This window comes from Streptomyces sp. NPDC111656 (genome assembly GCF_055656965.1).
Genome location: NZ_JBVKCA010000004.1, coordinates 132,709 through 154,246 on the forward strand (window position 1 = coordinate 132,709; position 21,538 = coordinate 154,246).

Consider the following 21,538-nt stretch of genomic DNA (forward strand, 5'->3'; position numbering starts at 1 on the left):
GAGGTTTGAGTTATTGCGTTGTTACCAAAGCGCGGCCAGGTCCTTGTGTTGTCCCGTAGCGTCCCCTTACGCGAAGTAATATTTGAATATTGTTCAGTTTTTTTGACGTGATTGTGACGAGCGGCACGGCGTGTCCGGCCCCGTCCAAAGCTCGTCGCTGCGCGCGCGGGGGCTGCGGTACCCTGACGCCATGCGTGCCGTACGCCTTCTGCTTAGTGAGCCGCGCTGATCAGTCCCGACCACTGACGACCCGTGGTCGGCATCGGCGCGGCGTCCCCTCCTGTGCGAGGGGATTTTTCATTTCCAAGCCGCTGGCAGAGACGATCGATGGAGCTTTGAGGATCATGAGCGAGACGAACCCCGCTGCCGCCTCCGAGGTGGCAGCGCCGCACCGCTACACGGCCGCGATGGCCGCTGAGATCGAGGCACGCTGGCAGGACTTCTGGGACGCCGAGGGCACGTACGAGGTGCCGAACCCCAGCGGTGACCTGGCGGGCGACCCCGAGCTGGCCGCCAAGCCCAAGAAGTTCATCATGGACATGTTCCCGTACCCCTCGGGAGCGGGTCTGCACGTCGGCCACCCCTTGGGCTACATCGCCACCGATGTATTCGCCCGGTTCCAGCGCATGACGGGCCACAACGTCCTGCACACCCTGGGCTTCGACGCCTTCGGTCTGCCCGCAGAGCAGTACGCCGTGCAGACGGGCACCCACCCGCGCGTGTCCACCGAGGCCAACATCGAGAACATGAAGGCCCAGCTGCGCGCGCTGGGCCTGGGTCACGACAAGCGCCGGTCGTTCGCCACGATCGACCCGGGGTACTACAAGTGGACCCAGTGGATCTTCCTGCAGATCTTCAACGCCTGGTACGACGACGAGGCGGACAAGGCCCGTCCGATCTCCGTGCTGATCGCCCAGTTCGAGAGCGGCGAGCGCGCCGTACCGAGCGTTGACGGCGTCACGCGCGCGTGGAACGAGCTGACCGCCACCGAGCGCGCCGACGTCCTGAGCGAGTACCGGCTGGCGTACGCCTCCGACGCGCCCGTCAACTGGTCCCCCGGGCTGGGCACGGTGCTGGCCAACGAGGAGGTCACCGCCGACGGCCGCTCCGAGCGCGGGAACTTCCCCGTCTTCAAGGCCAAGCTGCGCCAGTGGAACATGCGCATCACGGCGTACGCCGACCGGCTGCTGGACGACCTGGAGGCGCTGGACTGGCCCGAGGCGATCAAGCTGCAGCAGCGCAACTGGATCGGCCGCTCCGAGGGTGCCCGCGTCGGCTTCCCGATCGACGGCGAAGCCATCACGGTCTTCACCACGCGCCCGGACACCCTGTTCGGCGCCACCTACATGGTGCTGGCGCCCGAGCACCCGCTGGTCGACAAGTTCGTCCCCGAAGCCTGGCCCGAGGGCAGCCACGAGGTGTGGACCGGCGGTCACGCCACGCCCGCCGAGGCCGTCGCCGCCTATCGCGTGCAGGCCGCCTCGAAGTCCGACGTCGAACGGCAGGCCGAGGCCAAGGACAAGACCGGTGTCTTCACCGGCGCCTACGCGACCAATCCGGTCAACGGCGAGCAGGTCCCCGTCTTCATCGCCGACTACGTCCTGATGGGCTACGGCACCGGCGCGATCATGGCCGTCCCGGCGGGCGACCAGCGCGACTTCGAGTTCGCACGCGCCTTCGAGCTGCCGATCCACTGCATCGTCGAGCCGACCGACGGCCGGGGCACCGACACGTCGACGTGGGAGAACGCCTTCGGGTCGTACGACGCGAAGATCATCAACTCCTCCAACGACGACATCTCGCTGGACGGCCTGGCGGTGGCCGAGGCGAAGGAGCGCATCACCGAGTGGCTGGCGCGCAAGGGCATCGGTGAGGGCACCGTCAACTTCCGTCTGCGCGACTGGCTGTTCAGCCGCCAGCGCTACTGGGGCGAGCCCTTCCCGATCGTCTACGACGAGGACGGCGTCGCGCACGCGCTGCCCGAGTCGATGCTGCCCCTGGAGCTGCCGGAGGTCGAGGACTACTCGCCGCGCACCTTCGACCCGGACGACGCGAACACCTCTCCCGAGACGCCGCTGTCCCGCAACGAGGACTGGGTCAACGTCACCCTGGACCTGGGCGACGGCCGCGGCCCGCAGAAGTACCGCCGCGAGACCAACACCATGCCCAACTGGGCCGGTTCCTGCTGGTACGAGCTGCGCTACCTGGACCCGCACAACGACCAGAAGCTGGTCGACCCGGCCATCGAGCAGTACTGGATGGGCCCGCGCGAGGGCCAGCCGCACGGTGGCGTCGACCTGTACGTCGGCGGCGCCGAGCACGCCGTGCTGCACCTGCTGTACGCGCGTTTCTGGTCGAAGGTGCTGTACGACCTGGGGTATGTCTCCTCGGTCGAGCCGTTCCACAAGCTGTTCAACCAGGGCATGATCCAGGCCTTCGTGTACCGCGACAGCCGTGGCATCGCCGTGCCGGCCGCCGAGGTGGAGGAGCGCGACGGCGCGTACTACTACCAGGGAGAGAGGGTCTCCCGACTGCTGGGCAAGATGGGCAAGTCCCTGAAGAACGCGGTCACTCCGGACGAGATCTGCGCCGAGTACGGCGCGGACACCCTGCGCCTGTACGAGATGGCGATGGGTCCCCTGGACGTGTCGCGGCCGTGGGACACGCGTGCGGTGGTGGGCCAGTACCGGCTGCTGCAGCGGCTGTGGCGCAACGTCGTCGACGAGACCACGGGCGAGGTCTCGGTCGTCGACACCCCGGCCGACGAGGACACCCTGCGGGCGCTGCACAAGGCGATCGACGGCGTGCGCCAGGACCTGGAGGGCCTGCGCTTCAACACCGCCATCGCCAAGGTCACCGAGCTGAACAACCACCTGACCAAGGCCGGCGGCCCCGTGTCGCGCACGGTCGCCGAGCCTCTGGTGCTGCTGGTCGCGCCGCTGGCCCCGCACATCGCCGAGGAACTGTGGCGCAAGCTGGGCCACACCGACTCGGTCGTCCACCAGGACTTCCCGGTGGCCGACCCGGCGTACGTCGTGGACGAGGCCGTGACCTGCGTCGTGCAGATCAAGGGCAAGGTCAAGGCCCGCCTGGAGGTCTCCCCGTCGATCTCCGACGCGGACCTGGAGAAGATCGCGCTGGCCGACGAGAAGGTCGTCGCCGCGCTGGACGGCGCGGGCATCCGCAAGGTGATCGTGCGGGCGCCGAAGCTGGTGAACATCGTCACGGCATAGCCGCTTGCCCCGGTCCGGCACGGATGGGTGGCTTGGCTAGGGGTAGTCCCCTACGGGCAGGTTCGGGGTTCTTCTGGAACTCCCGACCTGCCCGTTGCGTTTACCGTTGAAGAGCGACGCGGCGGCTGCCGCGACCGTCCGAGGAGGAGGAGCGTGGTGGAAGCCGTGATCACAGTGATCGCCCTGCTCTTCCTGCTGTTCGTGGTGCTGGGCGCATACGCCACAGTGAAGGTGATCGGCGCCGCCAAGCGCGGTGTGGACCGCACGATCTCCCAGGCCCGCCGCACGGTCGAGGACACCACCCTGCGTGCCAAGACCTTCACACAGCTGGGCCCGGCGGGGGAGATCGCCCAGCTGAGGCTGACGCTGCGCACCTCCATGCGGGCCACGCAGGACGCGCTGCACTCGGGCGTGGCCGAGGACGAGTCCCTGAAGGAGTCCCTGGGGCTGTTCGAGCGGCTCAGTGTGCACGGGCGCGAGCTGGACGACGAGCTGAGGCGCCTGGAGAGCGAACCGGACAAGAGGACGCTCTCCACGCGGCTGCCCGAGCTGCGCGAGCGCACCGAACGGATCACGCAGTCCGCGGACTCGCTGCGCTGGGCCGCGCGCGACCGGGCCCGCCGGTTCGCCGCCGACGACCTGGATTCGCTGAGTGAGCAGATCGACGTGGAGGCGGGCGCCCTGCGGCACTGGACGACCGAGCCGGGACCCACCGCCTCCTGGCCCGAGGCACCGGCACCGGACACGGCCACTTCCAGCGGCCAGACCTGGCCGGAGCCCCCACGGTCCCGCCCGGCCGACGAGCCGCCGCGCTCCGCGATCACCCCGCCGGTACAGCGGCCCACCTACCCCTGGCAGAAGAAGCCCCGTCCCGAGAGCACGACTTGACCTGACCTAGACCGCAGGTGAAAGGGGCCGGGCTGCCGTCCGCGCTCCCCGGCAGGTAACCTCCAGCTCATGTCCCGCCATGTCGCGATCGTCACCGATTCCACGGCCTACTTGCCGCCCCGGACGATGGAGCGCCACGGCATCACCGCGGTGCCCCTGACCGTCGTTCTCGGCAATGAGGCGCTCGAAGAGGGCACCGAGATCTCGGCCCGCTCCCTGGCGCAGGCACTTCAGAAGCGGCGCTCCGTCACCACGTCCCGCCCCAGCCCCGAGGTTTTCGCCGCGGCCTACCGCAGGGTCGCCGAGTCGGGCGCGACCGACATCGTCTCGCTCCACCTGTCCGCCGAGCTCTCCGGCACCTACGACGCCGCCGTCCTCGCGGCCCGTGACGCCCCGGTCCCCGTGCGGGTGGTGGACACCGGGATGATCGCGATGGCCCTCGGATTCTGCGCACTGGCCGCGGCCGAGTCCGCGGAGGCGGGGGGGACCGTCGACGAGGCGGTCGCGGCCGCGGAGAAGCGGGCCGCCGGCACCTACGCGTACTTCTACGTCGACACACTCGACTATCTGCGCCGTGGCGGCCGAATCGGTGCCGCGCAGGCGCTGTTGGGCTCCGCGCTCGCGGTGAAACCGCTGCTCCAGCTCGACGGAGGGCGGATCGAACCTCTGGAGAAGGTACGGACGGCGTCCAAGGCGATCGCCCGGCTCGAGGAGATCGTGGCCGAACGGGCGGGCAGTGCCCAGGTCGACATCGCCGTCCACCATCTCGCCGCTCCCGAGCGGGCGTCCGCTCTCGCGGACCGGTTGCGGGCGCGGGTGCCGGGCGTGGTCGATCTGCATGTGAGCGAGGTCGGTGCGGTGATCGGGGCGCACACGGGCCCCGGGCTGCTGGGGGCGGTCGTCTCGCCTCGATGAGGCTGAGGAATCCGGTGGTGGCGGGGCGGGGGCGCCTGCGTCTGGTGGGACTACTGCGTGTGCTGCGTCTGCTGCGTCTGCTGCGTCTGCTGGGCCTGGTGTGACTCGTGTGGGTGACGGAGTTATCCACAACTGGATAGTTTTCCCCGGGATTTGAGCAAGATCATCGCGAGGGCTGCGAGTTGCCCGATCCTCGACGCATGGCACTTCGATCACGCTCACGCACCGCCACACCGACCAGCGGCCCGGGCCGCGGCCCCGTCTCCGACGGCCGCACCCGCCATCGACGCCATCGCTCGCCAAGCCGCGCAGGCGCAGGCGCAGGTGTAGGTACAAGTGCAGGAACAGGTACAGGCACGGATACAGGCGCCCGCGCCCGACGTCGCGATGCCTCGGCCGAGGCGCTCCGCCTGCGCGCGCAGGCACTCTTCTCCGAAAGGCCCGGCACGCGAGGGGAGTTGAGGGAAGGGCCGCCGGGCGTGGACCGGGATGTGGGAGGCCCGAGGACGAGCACCTCGGTGGGGGTCGGGGCCGCCGTCGTTCGGGGAAATGGCGGCTCTTCGCCCACCGGGGTCCTGGACCGTGACGAACCGGGCCCGAGCCCAGGTGTGCTGGCGCGTGCGGGCGACCATGCCGAGCATGGCGCTCCCGCTCCCGCGTCCGGGGCAACGGCGGCATGGCGAGAGCGGGCCGGGCTTGCCGTGCGGGAGCGGATGCCGCTGTGGCTGCAGTCGAGGTGCGGTCTGGAGCGCAGGAGCGTGACCGCACTCGGTGTGCTGCTCGTTGTCGCCGTGGTCTTCGCCGTGCAGCAGTTCTGGGGTGGCCGGACGCAGTCGGTGCGGGCTCCCGAGGTGGTGCGGGCAGTGGCGCCGTACGGCGGGCAGAGCGGCGCGGTGGAGCGGAAGTCGGCGGAGCCGGGAGGCGCAGCCGGGGCGCCGCCGAGCCCGGCCGGTTCGGCCGGTTCGATCGGGACCGCGATCGTGGTGGACGTCAGCGGCAAGGTGCGCAGTCCCGGGCTGCAACGACTGCCGGCCGGGTCGCGGGTCGAGGACGCGCTGCGGGCCGCGGGTGGGGTGCGGCCGGGTGCGAACACCGAGGGGCTCAACCGGGCCCGCCTCCTGGTGGACGGCGAACAGGTCCTGGTGGGCGTCCCCGTCGCCGTGACTGGACCGGTCGTGGGCGGCGGCTCCAGTGCCACAGGGACCGGCGGATCCGCTTCAGGAGCGGCTCCTTCGGCGCCCGTCTCCCTCAACACGGCCACCGTGGACCAGCTCGACACCCTGCCGGGCGTCGGTCCCGTTCTCGCCCAGCACATCATCGACTACCGCACCCAGCACGGCGGCTTCCGCTCGGTCGACGAGCTCCGCGAGGTCAATGGCATCGGCGACCGCCGATTCTCCGATCTGCAGAAACTCGTCCGGCCGTGAGCGAGCCCGCCAGGACCGCGGCGGCCTCCGCAACCAATTCGCCCCCTGCGCCTCCCTCACCTCCTTCGCCCCACGGGACCTCCGCACCGACGGATGCCACGCGGAGCACCCGGCACTCCCGGAGCCGCCGCGCCGTGCACGCCGCCTCGGGAAAGCGGCTCGGTAGCGCCCACCCCCGGGAGGAAGGGCCGACGGATCTGCGGCTCGTGCCGCCCGCGCTCGCGGTCTGGGTGACGGCGGCGGTGACGGTGGGCGCACCGCCCGGACGGGTCACGGCCGTGGTGGTGGGCTGCCTGGTCCTGGTCGGCGCGTTGTTGGCGGTGGAGCGGACCGCGGCGCGCAGGGTGACGCAGGACGGCGCAGGGCGGTCCCGTGCGTGGCCGCGGGTCTCCGTCGCCGCCTCGCTGCTCTGTGTCGCGGCGGCCGCCGCCTCCGCGGGGCTGCACGGGGCGGACGCGCGCCGCGGCCCGATCCCGGCCCTGGCACGGCAGCACGCCCATGTGACCGCCGAGGTGGAGATCACCTCCGACCCACGGCTCACCCGGCCTCGGATCAAGGGGGATCACGCGGCTCCCACGGCTGTGCTGCTCGACGCGGAGGTCCGGCAGGTGACGCGGGCGGGTGGAGACGGGTCCGTGGTGGCGACGCGCACGCCGGTGCTGGTGATCGTCGACGCGAGTTCGCCGAGGGGCTCGCCCCGGCTGCCCGGCGGGCGCTCGCCCTGGCTGGCGCTGCTGCCGTCCACACGGTTGCGGGTGGCCGCGCGGCTCGCCCCCGCGCTGTCGGGCGGGGACCGGATTGCGGCCGTGCTGCGCGTGCGGGGGAGCGGGCCGCCGGAGGTGGTGGGGCAGCCGTCCGGGCCGCAGCGGTTCGCCGGCCGGTTGCGCGAGGGCCTGCGGCAGGCGACCGACGGGCTGGAGGCGGACGCGCGGGCGCTGCTGCCGGGGCTGGTCGTGGGAGACACCTCACGGGTCACACCGGAGCTGGACGAGGCGTTCAAGGCGACAGATCTCACACACCTGCTGGCGGTCAGCGGCGGCAACTTCACGATCTTGCTCGCCCTGTTCGTCGGACCGCCAGGTCTCGCCCAGCGCGCCGAGCGGCGTGGCCTCGCACCGCGGCTCGGTATCCCGCTGCGGGCCACCGCCCTGCTCGGTGGCGCGGTCACGCTCGGCTTCGTGATCGTGTGCCGGCCGGACCCGAGCGTGCTGCGGGCCGCGGCCTGCGGATCGATCGCGTTGCTCGCCCTCGCGACCGGTCGCCGCAGATCGCTGATCCCCGCCCTGGCCACGGCCGTACTGCTGCTGGTGCTGTACGACCCCTGGCTGTCACGGAGTTACGGCTTCCTGCTCTCCGTGCTGGCGACCGGCGCCCTGCTCACGCTCGCCCCGCGGTGGAGTGCGGCGCTCCAGAGACGCCGGATGCCGCCGCGCCTGGCCGAGGCACTGGCCGCCGCGGGTGCGGCACAGGCCCTGTGCGCGCCGGTCGTCGCGGTTCTGTCGGCCCGGGTGAGCCTGGTGGCGGTGCCGTGCAATCTGCTCGCGGAGTTCGCCGTCGCTCCGGCCACGGTGCTGGGGTTCGCGGCGCTGGCGACGGCGCCGGTGGTGCTGCCCGTGGCCAAGGGGCTGGCGTGGTGCGCGAGTTGGCCGGCCCGGTGGATCGCCGACATCGCACGGACCGGAGCCGCTCTGCCCGGCGGGGGAGTGGACTGGCCCGCGAGCTGGCCGGGGGCGCTGCTCCTCGCCCTGGTCACGGCGGTCGTCGTGCTCGCCGGCCGACGTCTCCTGAAGCACCCTTGGCTGAGCGGTGCCTGTGTCGTGGTGTTCCTGCTGGTCGTGGTGCAGCCGGCGCCGCTCACCAGGGTGATCACGGGATGGCCGCCGCCCGGCTGGCGGTTCGCGATGTGCGACGTGGGACAGGGCGACGCGACGGTGCTCGCGGCGGGCGACGGCACCGCGCTGGTGGTGGACGCGGGCCCCGATCCGGCGTTGGTCGACCACTGTCTGACCACGCTCGGCATCACCCGGATCCCGCTCGTCGTGCTGACGCACTTCCACGCCGACCATGTGGCGGGGCTGCCGGGCGTGCTGCGCGGGCGTGCGGTGGGGGCGATCGAGACGACGGACTTCGCGGAGCCGCCAGAGCAGGCCGAGTTCGTACGGAGGGAGGCGGCCGCTCGCCGCATCTCGGTCACGTCGGCCGTGGCGGGTGAACGGCGGCGCATCGGCGGTCTCGACTGGCAGGTGCTGTGGCCGCCACCGAGCCCGGCGCCCACCCCGGACGGGCCGAACGACGCCAGCGTCGCCCTCGTCGTACGGTCGGCGGGGCTGCGGTTGCTGTTGCTCGGCGACCTCGAACCGCCGGCGCAGCAGGCGCTGCTGCGATCACCGGCGGCCGGGGAGCTGACGGCCGTGGACGTGCTCAAGGTCGCCCACCACGGCTCGGCCTACCAGGACCCGGAGCTCATACGGAGGGTGGCCCCGCGGCTGGCCCTGATCTCGTGCGGCAGGGACAACCCGTACGGACATCCCGCGCCCAGCACGGTCGCTGCGCTGCGTGCCGGGGGTGCCGTGGTGCTGCGGACGGACAAGGACGGGGCGCTGGCCGTCGTCGGTGGGAGCGGAGGGCTGAGCGTGGCGAGAGACTGAGGGCATGAATTCCGCACAGGCCGATGCCTACCTCCGCCGGATCGGCGCCCATCACCCCGCGTGGCCCACTTCAGGTGTGCTGCGTGACCTGCACCTGCGCCACCTGAAGGCGGTGCCGTTCGAGAACCTGTCGATCCATCTGGGTGAGGAGATCGTGCTGGAGGAGAAGAGGCTGCTGGACAAGGTTGTGGGCGGGCGCAGGGGTGGCTTCTGCTACGAACTGAACGGGGCGTTCGGGGCGTTGCTCGGGGCGCTGGGCTTCGACGTCACGCTGCTCGCGGGGCGGGTGTACGGGGAGGAGGGGCGGCTCGGGATCCCGTACGACCATCTCGCGCTGCGGGTGCGGACGGTGGACGGGGGCGACTGGCTGGCGGACGTCGGGTTCGGGGCGCACAGTCACTATCCGCTGGCCTTCGGGGCGCGGACCGAACAGGTGGACCCGGGCGGCACGTTCAGGGTGCTCGAGGCGGGGCCGGACGCGGCGGGGGTGCGGGGCGTCGGCGGGCGGCGGGAGGCCGAGGACCTGGACGTCATCCGGGACGGCGGCCCGCAGTACCGCCTGGAGGTGCGGCCGCGGGTGCTGGGGGACTTCGCCGCCGGGGCCTGGTGGAACAGCACGTCGCCGAAGTCGCATTTCACGCGGTCGCTGGTCTGTTCGCGGGTGACGGAGGCCGGAGGGCGGATCACGCTCAGCGGTCGGAACCTGACGGCGACGGCGCCGGACGGGACGAAGGAGGTGTCGGAACTGGCAACGGACGAGGAGGTGCTGGCGCTGTACCGGGAGCGCTTCGGGATCGAGCTGGACCGGGTGCCGGAGGTGCGGAAGGGCTGATTCCTCCGTTCGGAAGGGCCGACCCCGGCGTCGGTCGTGTCCGGCGTGGCGGAAAATGTTCTCGTGAGCGATGTGAGACATGTGCTGGTGCTGCCCGACCGCGATGCCGCGGAAGAGGCGGCGGAGGTGATCGGTGACCGGTTCGGGCTCGACGAGGAGCCGCTGCTCGTCAGGGACGCGCTGGCCGGTGAGGACGATGCCGAGGACGCGCAGTGGCTACTGGTCCTGACGGATCCCGGGGAGCGGCTCGATTCGAAGGAGCTGGACGAGTTCGCGGGGGAGTGGGACGGCTGGCGCGAGGAGCCGTAGCGCTCCGCCGGGGCTGGGCGTGCGGGTTCCCGTGCGGGGCGCGTTGTCAGTGGCGCGTGGGATGCTTTCGGTGATGGCCAAGAAGACCGCTCAAGACGACCCTCTCGCCCCCGTCACACTTGCCGTGGGCCAGGAGGACCTCCTGCTCGACCGTGCCGTGCAGGAGGTGGTGGCCGCCGCCAGGGCCGCCGACGCCGACACGGACGTACGGGACCTCACTCCGGACCAGCTGCAGCCCGGCACGCTGGCCGAGCTGACGAGTCCCTCGCTCTTCTCCGAGCGCAAGGTCGTGGTCGTGCGCAATGCGCAGGATCTGTCGGTCGACACCGTCAAGGACGTGAAGGCGTACCTGGACGTGCCGGCCGAGGAGATCACCCTCGTGCTGCTGCACGCCGGTGGGGCCAAGGGCAAGGGGCTCCTCGACGCCGCGCGCAAGGTGGGGGCGCGGGAGGTGGCGTGCCCCAAGATGACGAAGCCCGCGGACCGGCTGGCGTTCGTGCGTGGCGAGTTCCGGGCGCTCGGGAGATCGGCCACGCCCGAGGCGTGCCAGGCGCTGGTCGACTCGATCGGGAGTGATCTGCGGGAGCTGGCGTCCGCGGTGTCGCAACTGACGGCGGATGTCGAGGGGACGATCGACGAGGCCGTTGTCGGGCGGTACTACACCGGGCGGGCCGAGGCGTCGAGCTTCACCGTGGCCGACCGGGCCGTGGAGGGGCGGGCCGCGGAGGCGTTGGAGGCGTTGCGATGGTCTTTGTCGACCGGGGTCGCGCCCGTCTTGATCACCAGTGCGTTGGCTCAGGGGGTGCGGGCGATCGGGAAGCTGTCCTCCGCCCGCGGGGGTCGGCCGGCCGATCTTGCCCGTGAGCTGGGGATGCCGCCGTGGAAGATCGATCGGGTGCGGCAGCAGATGCGGGGGTGGACGCCGGACGGGGTCGCGGTTGCCCTGCGGGCGGTCGCCGATGCCGATGCCGGGGTCAAGGGCGGGGGAGATGATCCCGAGTACGCGCTGGAGAAGGCGGTCGTGGTGATTGCTCGGGCGGCTCGGTCTCGACGGGGGTAACGCTCGGCTGGGCTGAGCCGGGTTCTTTCGCCCCCGCCGCCCCTACCCGTCCCATCCCGGGGGGCTCCGCCCCCAGACCCCCTCGGGTGGGGTTGTCGGGTGGGGGTTGCTCGCGCAGTTCCCCGCGCCCCTAGAACGGGGCTTCGCCCCGATGTTTCCCCGCCTGCGCGACTGACGGGGCGCACCCCGTCACGCCAAAGGCCCCGTCCGTCTCCTGGGGAAGGAGGGGAACGGGGCCTTCGGATCACGATGGTGGATCCACGCCCGCGTGGCGAACGCGAGTCGTGGCTCTGCTCGTAGACCACGGGTGCCTCCTGGCCCAGGCACCCGTTGACGATGGTGGAGCTGGTGGCTTCGCTCCCAGCTCTGGATACAGCAATGCCCCCGAAGTGGGTCCGGGGGCACTGTACGCGGCGTGGCGACCACGATGTCTGTCCGTGAGTCGAGGTAGAGGGCTCGACGTGTCCTCACGGTGGATTGAACTTTGGCGCAGCTTGCGAACGCAGGCCGCGCGTGGGTCCGGGGGTGCCGGGCAGGAGCGGAAGAGAGGGCCCGCTGGGTCCTTTCCGGCGGTCAAGTCAGGGGTTGAGCCCGATAGGGCCCAGCCGACTCAGCCCTTGAGGGAAGAGACCTTCGAAGCAAGCGCCGACTTCTTGTTGGCGGCCTGGTTCTTGTGGATGACGCCCTTCGAGACGGCCTTGTCGAGCTGGCGCGACGCAGCGCGCGTGTACTCGGTGGCCTTCTCGACGTCACCCGCGGCAGCAGCCTCGCGGGCCTTGCGGATCGCGGTCTTCAGGGAGGACTTGACCGACTTGTTGCGCAGCCGAGCCTTCTCGTTGGTCTTGATCCGCTTGATCTGGGACTTGATGTTCGCCACGAATGAGCCTTTACAGGTTCAGGCGCGCGAGACAGCACGTCTCACTCGCCGTTTGATTTCCTTGGGGTGTGCCTCCTGCAGAGAGGGCACGAGACACAGCGACCCAGGCTACCAGTAGCCGCACGACCGGCCCAAACCGGTCGCAGCTCCCCACCCGTGGGACCATGGAGCCTACGTATCGATCCGACCCGAGGCGACAGGCGCCTCAAGAGACAGGACCCTGCGTGCCCGCGACCCCTAACAATGTGCCCGAGCCGAGCCGTACCGCGCCGGCTCAGATCCGCAATTTCTGCATCATCGCGCACATCGACCACGGCAAGTCCACGCTCGCCGACCGCATGCTCCAGCTGACCGGGGTGGTCGACCAGCGGCAGATGCGTGCTCAGTACCTCGACCGCATGGACATCGAGCGCGAGCGCGGCATCACGATCAAGTCCCAGGCGGTCCGGCTGCCCTGGGCCCCGACGGAGGATCCGGGCAACACCCACATCCTCAACATGATCGACACCCCCGGGCACGTGGACTTCACGTACGAGGTGTCCCGGTCGCTGGCCGCCTGCGAGGGGACCGTCCTCCTCGTCGACGCCGCCCAGGGCATCGAGGCGCAGACCCTCGCCAACCTCTACCTGGCGATGGAGAACGACCTCAAGATCATCCCCGTACTCAACAAGATCGACCTGCCGGCCGCCCAGCCGGAGAAGTTCTCCGAGGAGCTCGCCAACCTCATCGGCTGCGACCCCGAGGACGTACTGAAGGTCTCCGCCAAGACCGGTGTCGGCGTCGAGGCGCTGCTGGACAAGGTCGTGGCCGAGATTCCGGCTCCGGTCGGTGTCCAGGACGCGCCCGCGCGCGCCATGATCTTCGACTCCGTGTACGACTCCTACCGGGGCGTCGTGACGTACGTACGAGTCATCGACGGGCAGCTCAACAAGCGTGAGCGGATCCGGATGATGTCCACGGGGGCTACGCACGAGCTTCTGGAGATCGGGACCAATTCGCCCGAGATGCTGCCCGCGGACGGACTGGGTGTCGGTGAGGTGGGCTACCTCATCACCGGGGTGAAGGACGTCCGGCAGTCCAAGGTCGGTGACACCATCACCACCCTGCACAAGGGCGCGACCGAGGCGCTCGGCGGGTACAAGGACCCCAAGCCCATGGTCTTCTCCGGGCTCTATCCGCTGGACGGGTCCGACTACCCCGAGCTGCGCGACGCCCTCGACAAGCTGCAGCTCAACGACGCCGCGCTCGTCTACGAGCCGGAGACCTCCGCCGCGCTCGGCTTCGGTTTCCGCGTCGGTTTCCTCGGGCTGCTGCACCTCGACGTGATCCGTGAGCGGCTCGAGCGCGAGTTCGGGCTCGATCTGATCGCGACCGCGCCGAACGTGGTCTACCGGGTCGTCATGGAGGACCGCAGCGAGCACATCGTCACCAACCCGAGCGAGTTCCCCGAGGGCAAGATCGACGAGGTGTACGAGCCCGTCGTGCGCGCCACGATCCTTGCGCCCTCCGAGTTCATCGGCTCGATCATGGAGCTGTGCCAGACCCGGCGCGGCACCCTGCTCGGCATGGACTACCTGTCCGAGGACCGGGTCGAGATCCGGTACACGCTGCCGCTCGCCGAGATCGTCTTCGACTTCTTCGACCAGTTGAAGTCGAAGACCCGGGGTTACGCCTCGCTCGACTACGAGCCCACCGGCGAGCAGACCTCCAGCCTGGTCAAGGTCGACATCCTGCTGCACGGCGACAAGGTGGACGCCTTCTCGGCGATCACCCACAAGGACGCGGCGTACGCGTACGGTGTGCGGCTCGTCGCGAAGCTGCGTGAGCTGATCCCGAGGCAGGCCTTCGAGGTGCCCATCCAGGCCGCCATCGGCTCGCGCGTCATCGCGCGCGAGACCATCCGCGCCATCCGCAAGGACGTCCTCGCCAAGTGCTACGGCGGTGACATCTCCCGTAAGCGGAAGCTGCTGGAGAAGCAGAAGGAAGGCAAGAAGCGGATGAAGATGGTGGGCTCTGTGGAGGTTCCGCAAGAGGCCTTCATCGCCGTGCTGTCCAGCGACGACAGCGGCGGTTCGGCGAAGGGCAAGAAGTAACGGCGGTTGCCCCGGAAAACCGGGCGCAACAGGGGCCCGTCGCGCGAATGTGCGGCGGGCCCTCAGTATGCGAGCGGTCGCTCTCTGTAGCAATTGAACCCTCCCCGGCCGAAAGCAGGGGATTCCTGGCTCACGCTGCTCGGCCGCTCAGCGAACGGCCCAGTCTCACGCGATCAACACCAGCCGGGTTGGAACCAGCCCGGTTGACATCAAATGTCAAGGATTAGCGCGTGCTTGGCTCTCGCGACGCGCTGGGCGCACCGTACCCGGTCCGCAGGTCAAGAATCCGGGGATTCGCAAGATCGCAGACCGTGGCCTCTTACGCAGGGGCCGGACGCGCCTTACTCTGATCTCTGCTCGATGGTTACTCGCGAGTTAAACAACAGCCGAACCAGCCAGCCGCACAGCAACAGTCAGCAGTCGGTCGAGCCAGACGCACGCACTGTCGCGGGCCCCGGAGGATGTCGTGAGCGACACACAGACCCTGATCGAGAACCGTCCGCCGTCCGTGGCGGCCCTCTTCCTGGAGCGCGTGGCCGCCACGCCCAACGCCGAGGCGTACCGCTACCCGATCCCCCCTGCCTCAGGTGAGGGCCCGGACGAGTGGAAGTCGCTGAGCTGGGCGCAGGCCGCCGAGCGGGTCTACGCCATCGCGGCCGGACTGATCGAACTGGGCGTACAGCCGGAGCAGCGCGTCGCGCTCGCCTCCTCCACCCGGGTCGAGTGGATCCTCGCCGACCTCGGCATCCTGTGCGCGGGCGCGGCCACGACGACGATCTACCCGCAGACGAACGCCGAGGAATCGGCCTTCATCCTCTCCGACTCCGACAGCAAGGTCCTGATCGCGGAGAACGCGGCCCAGCTCGCCAAGGCCCGTCAGAAGCGCGCCGAGCTGCCCGAACTCAGCCACATCGTCGTCATCGACCCGGCGGGCGTCGAGACCGGCGACGGGGTGCTCACCCTCGCCGAACTGGAGACGCGCGGTGCCGCGTACCTGGAGAAGAACCCCGAGCTGATCAAGGAGCGCGTCGGCGCCATCACCGCCGACCAGCTCGCGACCCTCATCTACACCTCCGGTACCACCGGCCGCCCCAAGGGCGTGCGCCTCCCGCACGACAACTGGTCGTACATGGCGAAGGCCATCGCCTCGACCGGGCTGCTCGGCCCCGACGACGTGCAGTACCTGTGGCTGCCGCTCGCCCACGTCTTCGGCAAGGTGCTCACCTCCGGCCAGATCGAGGTCGGGCACGTCACCGCCGTCGACGGCCGCGTCGACAAGATCATCGAGAATCTGCCGATCGTGCAGCCGACGTACATGGCGGCCGTGCCGCGCATCTTCGAGAAGGTCTACAACGGGGTCGCGGCCAAGGCGCGGGCCGGCGGCGGCGCCAAGTACAAGATCTTCCAGTGGGCCGCCGAGGTCTCCCGCGAGTACGCGAAGGCCAGCCAGGACAACTTCCGCCGCACCGGTACCGCCTCCGTGCCCTTCGGGCTGGGCGCCAAGCACAAGGTCGCGGACGCGCTCGTCTTCGCCAAGATCCGCGAGGCCTTCGGTGGCCGGCTGCGTGCCTGCGTCTCCGGCTCCGCCGCGCTCGCCCCCGAGATCGGCTACTTCTTCGCGGGCGCCGGCATCCACATCCTCGAGGGGTACGGCCTGACGGAGTCCTCCGCCGCCTCCTTCGTGAACCCTGGCGAGGCGTACCGCACCGGCACGGTCGGCAAGCCGCTGCCCGGCACGGAGGTGCGCATCGCGGACGACGGCGAGATCCTGCTGCGCAGCCCCGGCATCATGGAGGGCTACCACGGGCTGCCCGAGAAGACCGCCGAGGTCCTCGAATCCGACGGCTGGTTCCACACCGGCGACATCGGCGAGCTGTCGCCCGACGGGTACCTCCGGATCACCGACCGCAAGAAGGACCTCATCAAGACCTCGGGCGGCAAGTACATCGCGCCCGCCGAGGTCGAGGGCCAGTTCAAGGCCGTCTGCCCGTACGTCTCCAACATCCTCGTGCACGGCGCCGACCGGAACTTCTGCACCGCCCTCATCGCCCTGGACGAACCGTCCATCCTGGAGTGGGCGAAGGAGAACGGGCTGGAGGGCAAGTCGTACGCCGAGGTCGTCGCGGCCCCTGTGACGGTCGCCCTCGTCGAGGGGTACGTCAAGGAGCTCAACGAGGGGCTCCAGCGGTGGCAGACCATCAAGAAGTTCCGGTTGCTGCCGCGGGATCTTGATGTGGAGCACGGGGAGATCACGCCGAGTCTGAAGTTGAAGCGGCCGGTCGTGGAGCGGGAGTACAAGGGGCTGATCGAGGAGATGTACGCCGGTTCCAGGGAAGCGTGAGCCTCCGGCGGTCGGGCGGGTATTCGGCTGCGGGTGCGTTGTGGCTGGTCGCGCCCACGCGGCGGAGCCACATATGTCACGGCCCCGCGCCCCTACGGGGCGCGGGTGTCGGCCGCCTTGGCCATCAGGTGCTGTAGCTCTGCTACCTGCCTGCGGAGGTCCGGCACGTTCGGAGGGTCCTCTGTCGCCAACTGCTTCTCCAGAGCCGCAAGCCGTGTGCTGATCTGGGCCGCGTGGGTGTGTTCCTGGGTCAGGAGGCGTTCCAGCTGCTGGTTCTTGCGGTGGAGGTCCAGGAAGACCGTGACCTTGGCGCGCAGGACCCAGGGGTCGAAGGGCTTGGTCAGGTAGTCGGCGGCGCCGGTGGCGTAGCCGCGGAAGGCGTAGCCCGCGTCGGCGTCGGTGCCGGTCAGGAAGATGATCGGGACGTCCTTGGTCTGGTCGAGCCGCTTGATGTTGGCGGCTGTCTCGAAGCCGTCCATGCCGGGCATGCGGATGTCGAGGAGGACGACGGCGAAGCGTTGCCTGAGCAGCGCTTTCATCGCCTCCTCGCCCGAACGCGCACGTACGAGCGGCTCGTTGAGGGACCCCAGGACGGCCTCCAGCGCGATCAGGTTGTCCTCCATGTCGTCGACCAGGAGGATGCTGGCGCGCTCGTAGGTCGTTTCCTCAGCGCTCATGGTGACTGTCCTCATTCGGTCGTCGGCGGGGCCGCGGCCTCCTCGGACGATGTGCTCGGCCCCGGAACAACGGATCCTTCGGAGTCGTCCTGCTCCGCGTCGCGCACGCTCTCCGGGTCGAGGAGGGCGCAGACGACCGTGAGCAGCTGATCGACGTCCACCGGCTTGGGTACGTAGTCGTTGGCACCGCGCGCGATGGACTTCTCGCGGTCTCCCGGCATCGCCTTCGCGGTGAGCGCGACGATCGGCAGGCCCGTCCAGCGGGGGGTGCGGCGGATGGCGGAGATCGTCTCGTAGCCGTCCATCTCCGGCATCATGATGTCCATCAGGACGAGTTCCACGTCGGGGTTGCGCTCCAGGGTCTCGATGCCCTCGCGGCCGTTCTCCGCGTACAGCACGGGCATGCCGACGCGGCCCAGGACATGGGTGAGCGCGAAGACGTTGCGGATGTCGTCGTCCACGATCAGCACCCGTCGCCCCGGCAGGACCTGACCCGCCCGGCCGGCCTTCCACTCCTCCAGCTTGGTGGGGGTGGGCCAGGAGTCGTCGGTGTCGTGGGAGGTGTACGGCTCGGTGGACAGCTGTTCGGGCACGAGCGGCCGGAGGTCCTCCGGGGCGGCGCCGGTCGCCGTGTGGCCGGGGCTGATGACAGGGACGTACAGCGTGAAGGTGGAGCCCTTGCCGGGGGCGCTCTCCGCGATGATGCGGCCGCCGAGCAGCCCGGCGATCTCCCGGCTGATGGACAGGCCGAGGCCGGTGCCGCCGTACTTGCGGTTGGTGGTGCCGTCGGCCTGCTGGAACGCCTCGAAGATCACCGGGAGTTTCTCCGCGGCGATCCCGATGCCGGTGTCGGAGACGGCGAAGGCGATCACGTCGTCGCTGTTCTCCCGGGTGAAGGCGTGTTCGGGGTCCTTGAGGCGGTTGACGCGCAGTTCGACCCGGCCGGTCGCGGTGAACTTGATCGCGTTGGAGAGCAGGTTGCGCAGGATCTGCTGGAGCCGCTGCTCGTCCGAGTACATCTCCCGCGGTACGTCCTCCCCGACCGTCACCTCGAAGGCGAGACCCCGGTCGAGGGTGAGCGGACGGAACGTGGCGTGGACGTAGTCGAGGAGTTTGATCAGGGGGAGCTTCTTCGGGCGTACGTCCATACGGCCCGCCTCGATCTTCGACAGGTCGAGGATGTCGTTGATGAGCTGGAGGAGGTCCGATCCCGAGCGGTGGATCGTCGTCGCGAACTGCACCTCCTGGTCGGAGAGATGGCCGTCCGGGTTGTCCGACAGCAGCCGGGCCAGGATCAGCAGCGAGTTCAGCGGGGTGCGCAGCTCGTGCGACATGTTCGCCAGGAACTCCGACTTGTACTGCGAGCTCGTCGCCAGGAGCGCCGCCTTCTCCTCCAGCTCGGCGTTCGAGCGTTGCAGCTCCGCCTGCTGCGACTGGAGTTCGTCCGAGCGGTCCTGGAGCTGGATGGCGAGGCGCTGGGACTCGCCGAGCAGGGACTCCGTGCGGGAGTTGGCGATGATCGTGTTGATGGCCACGCCGATGGTGTTCACGAACTGGTCGAAGAAGGCCAGATGGACGTCGGAGAAGCGGGAGAAGGAGGCGAGCTCGATCACGCCGAGGAGTTTGTCCTCGAAGAGGATCGGGATGATGACGACGCTGGCGGGGGCGGCTTCCCCCAGACCGCTGTTGATCTTGATGTAGTCCGGCGGGGCCTCCTCGACGAGGATCCGCTTCTTCTCGCGGGCCGCCTGCCGGACCAGGCCGTGCACCGGCATGCCGCCCGTGTCGACCGTGGCGCCCTGCGCCGAGCCGTATCCGGCGATGAAGGCGAGTCCCTTGGCGGGGACGGCGGTGTGGAGGGAGGCCCCGTCCTCCTCCGGGTCGGCCAGGAAGAAGGCGCCGTACTGCGCGTTCACCAGCGGGGTCAGCTCGCGCAGGATCAGGTCGGCGACCTCCATCAGGTCGCGGTGGCCCTGCATCAGCGCGGCGAGGCGGGCGAGGTTCGACTCCAGCCAGTCCTTCGCGCGGGTCGTCTCGCGGAGGTTGGCCACCATCAGGTTGATGTTGTCCTTCAGCTCGGCGACCTCGCCCTGCGTCTCCACGGTGATGGAGCGGGACATGTCGCCCTGTGCCACCGCGGAGGCCACCTCGGCGATCGCGCGGACCTGGGTGGTGAGGTTGGAGGCGAGTTCGTTGACGTTGGTCGTGAGGCGTTTCCAGGTGCCGTACACGCCCTCGACCCGTGCCTGACCGCCGAGTTGGCCCTCCGAACCCACCTCGCGGGCCACCCGCGTCACCTCGGAGGAGAAGGAGGAGAGCGTGTCGACCATCGTGTTGATGGTCGTCTTCAGTTCCAGGATCTCGCCGCGGGCGTCCACGTCGATCTTCTTCGACAGGTCGCCCTGCGCCACGGCCGTCGCGACCTGCGCGATGTTCCGCACCTGTGAAGTCAGGTTGTCGGCCATGTAGTTGACGTTGTCGGTCAGATCACGCCAGACGCCGGAGACGCCGAGCACCTGGGCTCGTCCGCCGAGCCGCCCGTCGGTGCCGACCTCGCGGGCCACCCGGGTCACCTCGTCGGCGAAGGCCCGCAGCTGCTCCACCATCGTGTTGACGGTGTCCTTCAGCTCCAGGATCTCGCCGCGGGCGTCGACCGTGATCTTCTTCGACAGGTCGCCGTTCGCGACGGCCGTCGTCACCTGGGCGATGTTGCGGACCTGGGAGGTCAGGTTCAGGGCCATGAAGTTGACGTTGTCGGTGAGGTCTTTCCAGACGCCGGAGACGCCTCTGACCTGGGCCTGGCCGCCGAGGTTGCCTTCGGTGCCGACCTCGCGGGCGACGCGTGTGACCTCGTCGGCGAAGGCGGAGAGCTGGTCGACCATGGTGTTGATGGTCGACTTGAGTTCGAGGATCTCGCCCTTCGCCTCGACCGTGATCTTCTTGCCGAGGTCGCCCTGCGCGACGGCCGTGGAGACGAGGGCGATGTTGCGGACCTGGGAGGTCAGGTTGTCCGCCATGAAGTTGACGTTGTCGGTGAGGTCCTTCCACACGCCGGAGACGCCTCTGACCTGGGCCCGCCCACCGAGGTTGCCTTCGGTGCCGACCTCGCGGGCCACGCGTGTGACCTCGTCGGCGAACGCGGAGAGCTGGTCGACCATGGTGTTGATGGTCGACTTGAGTTCGAGGATCTCGCCCTTCGCGTCCACCGTGATCTTCTGGCTGAGGTCGCCGTTGGCCACGGCCGTGGTGACCTGGGCGATGTTGCGGACCTGGGAGGTCAGGTTCGAGGCCATGAAGTTGACGTTGTCGGTGAGGTCCTTCCAGACTCCCGAGACGCCTCTGACCTGGGCGCGGCCACCCAGTTGCCCTTCGGTGCCGACCTCGCGGGCCACCCGTGTGACCTCGTCGGCGAAGGCGGACAGCTGGTCGACCATCGTGTTCACGGTGAGCTTCAGTTCGAGCAGCTCACCGGTCGCCTCGACCGTCACCGTACGGGTCAGGTCGCCGCGCGCCACCGCCGTGGTCACCAGGGCGATGTCACGGACCTGCGCCGTCAGCCGGGACGCCATCGTGTTGACCGCCTCGGTCACATCGCGCCAACTGCCCGACAGGCCCTGCACCTTGGCGCGCCCGCCGAGACGGCCCTCGGTGCCGACCTCGCGCGCGACCCGGGTCACCTCGCCCGTGAAGAGGGAGAGCTGATCGACCATCTTGTTGACGGCGCGCCCCAACCTCCGGAGATCTCCTCTGAGTTGACGGTTGCCGTCGTGCAGGTCGACCCGCTGGGTGAGGTCGCCGCCGGCCACCGCGTCCAGGACGCGCGTCGCGTTCGCGGCGGGCGCCACCAGGGCGTCGAGCAACTGGTTCACGTCATTGACGCGGGTCGTCCAACTGCCCTGGCCCGGGCTCGCCGACAGCCGCTCGTCGAGCCGTCCGTGCCGGACCAGCTCCCGTCGTACCCGCTGTACTTCCGTGTTGAAGTGGGTGCTGCGGTCGATGATCTGGTTGAACGCCGCGCTCAGGTCGGCCACCAGGCCGTGCCCCGTCTCCGGCACCTTGGTGAAGTCACCGTCCCGCGCGGCGGTCATGGCGGCGAGCAGCGGACGCAGATCGGACGCCGGGATCCAGCCGTCGTCGAATGCCCGAATCTGTCCGTCTTCGAGCACACGCGTAGCACTGTTCTCACTCATGGCGGCCCACTTCGGTAACTCGGCGCTTATGGGCGTGGCCAGTCTGTC

General features: G+C 69.7%; 13 protein-coding genes. 10 read left to right on the plus strand and 3 right to left on the minus strand.

Features of this window, described 5'->3' with window-relative positions:
• Positions 1-344 precede the first annotated feature (344 nt).
• The 8 genes from leuS to holA all read left to right on the plus strand — a co-directional run bounded on the left by leuS (position 345) and on the right by holA (position 11,312).
• Positions 345-3,233: a leucine--tRNA ligase gene (gene leuS, locus ACZ7M3_RS14010; protein WP_472063280.1), complete on the plus strand. Its 2,889-nt coding sequence runs from the start codon at positions 345-347 to the stop codon at positions 3,231-3,233.
• Between the two features lie 156 nt (positions 3,234-3,389).
• A complete protein-coding gene (locus ACZ7M3_RS14015) occupies positions 3,390-4,121 on the plus strand; it encodes a hypothetical protein (RefSeq protein ID WP_351294347.1) in 732 nt (243 codons plus the stop codon).
• 69 nt (positions 4,122-4,190) lie between these two features.
• Positions 4,191-5,036: a DegV family protein gene (locus tag ACZ7M3_RS14020; RefSeq protein WP_472063282.1), complete on the plus strand. Its 846-nt coding sequence runs from the start codon at positions 4,191-4,193 to the stop codon at positions 5,034-5,036.
• A gap of 200 nt (positions 5,037-5,236) precedes the next feature.
• Positions 5,237-6,463: a ComEA family DNA-binding protein gene (locus tag ACZ7M3_RS14025; protein ID WP_472063284.1), complete on the plus strand. Its 1,227-nt coding sequence runs from the start codon at positions 5,237-5,239 to the stop codon at positions 6,461-6,463.
• 134 nt (positions 6,464-6,597) lie between these two features.
• Positions 6,598-9,111, plus strand: coding sequence for a ComEC/Rec2 family competence protein (locus ACZ7M3_RS14030; RefSeq protein WP_472063286.1), 2,514 nt, complete (start codon positions 6,598-6,600; stop codon positions 9,109-9,111).
• Positions 9,112-9,115: 4 nt separating this feature from the next.
• Complete coding sequence (locus ACZ7M3_RS14035) at positions 9,116-9,943, plus strand: arylamine N-acetyltransferase family protein (protein ID WP_095854727.1); 828 nt, start codon at positions 9,116-9,118, stop codon at positions 9,941-9,943.
• Between the two features lie 63 nt (positions 9,944-10,006).
• Entirely contained in the window at positions 10,007-10,252 is a 246-nt protein-coding gene (locus ACZ7M3_RS14040) for a hypothetical protein (RefSeq protein WP_388529129.1), read from the plus strand.
• A gap of 73 nt (positions 10,253-10,325) precedes the next feature.
• Positions 10,326-11,312 (plus strand): DNA polymerase III subunit delta, encoded by a 987-nt coding sequence (holA, locus tag ACZ7M3_RS14045; protein ID WP_472063288.1) that lies wholly within the window; start codon positions 10,326-10,328, stop codon positions 11,310-11,312.
• A 610-nt stretch (positions 11,313-11,922) separates the two neighbouring features.
• Here holA and rpsT read toward each other — a convergent pair.
• Positions 11,923-12,189, minus strand: a complete 267-nt coding sequence (gene rpsT / locus ACZ7M3_RS14050; RefSeq protein WP_054231951.1) for a 30S ribosomal protein S20 — start codon at positions 12,187-12,189, stop codon at positions 11,923-11,925.
• A gap of 224 nt (positions 12,190-12,413) precedes the next feature.
• Between rpsT and lepA the strand changes: the two genes are divergently transcribed.
• Together lepA and ACZ7M3_RS14060 are read left to right on the plus strand one after the other, a co-directional pair.
• On the plus strand, positions 12,414-14,282 hold the full coding sequence (gene lepA, locus ACZ7M3_RS14055) for a translation elongation factor 4 (RefSeq protein WP_472063290.1): 1,869 nt from the start codon (positions 12,414-12,416) through the stop codon (positions 14,280-14,282).
• A gap of 466 nt (positions 14,283-14,748) precedes the next feature.
• On the plus strand, positions 14,749-16,623 hold the full coding sequence (locus ACZ7M3_RS14060) for an AMP-dependent synthetase/ligase (protein ID WP_472063292.1): 1,875 nt from the start codon (positions 14,749-14,751) through the stop codon (positions 16,621-16,623).
• A 92-nt stretch (positions 16,624-16,715) separates the two neighbouring features.
• Here the strand turns inward: ACZ7M3_RS14060 and ACZ7M3_RS14065 are convergent, their stop codons facing one another.
• The gene (locus ACZ7M3_RS14065) at positions 16,716-17,300 is read right to left on the minus strand and encodes a response regulator (RefSeq protein WP_472063294.1); all 585 of its coding nucleotides are present in this window, start codon (positions 17,298-17,300) and stop codon (positions 16,716-16,718) included.
• A gap of 11 nt (positions 17,301-17,311) precedes the next feature.
• Positions 17,312-21,388: a HAMP domain-containing protein gene (locus tag ACZ7M3_RS14070; protein WP_472063875.1), complete on the minus strand. Its 4,077-nt coding sequence runs from the start codon at positions 21,386-21,388 to the stop codon at positions 17,312-17,314.
• Between the last annotated feature and the right edge of the window lie 150 nt (positions 21,389-21,538).

Coding starts and splice junctions, on each gene's coding strand:
- leuS (WP_472063280.1), top strand. CDS start 345: ATGAGCGAGACGAACCCCGCTGCCGCCTCCGAGGTGGCAGCGCCGCAC.
- ACZ7M3_RS14020 (WP_472063282.1), top strand. CDS start 4,191: ATGTCCCGCCATGTCGCGATCGTCACCGATTCCACGGCCTACTTGCCG.
- ACZ7M3_RS14025 (WP_472063284.1), top strand. CDS start 5,237: ATGGCACTTCGATCACGCTCACGCACCGCCACACCGACCAGCGGCCCG.
- ACZ7M3_RS14035 (WP_095854727.1), top strand. CDS start 9,116: ATGAATTCCGCACAGGCCGATGCCTACCTCCGCCGGATCGGCGCCCAT.
- holA (WP_472063288.1), top strand. CDS start 10,326: ATGGCCAAGAAGACCGCTCAAGACGACCCTCTCGCCCCCGTCACACTT.
- ACZ7M3_RS14065 (WP_472063294.1), bottom strand. CDS start 17,300: ATGAGCGCTGAGGAAACGACCTACGAGCGCGCCAGCATCCTCCTGGTC.
- ACZ7M3_RS14070 (WP_472063875.1), bottom strand. CDS start 21,388: ATGACCGCCGCGCGGGACGGTGACTTCACCAAGGTGCCGGAGACGGGG.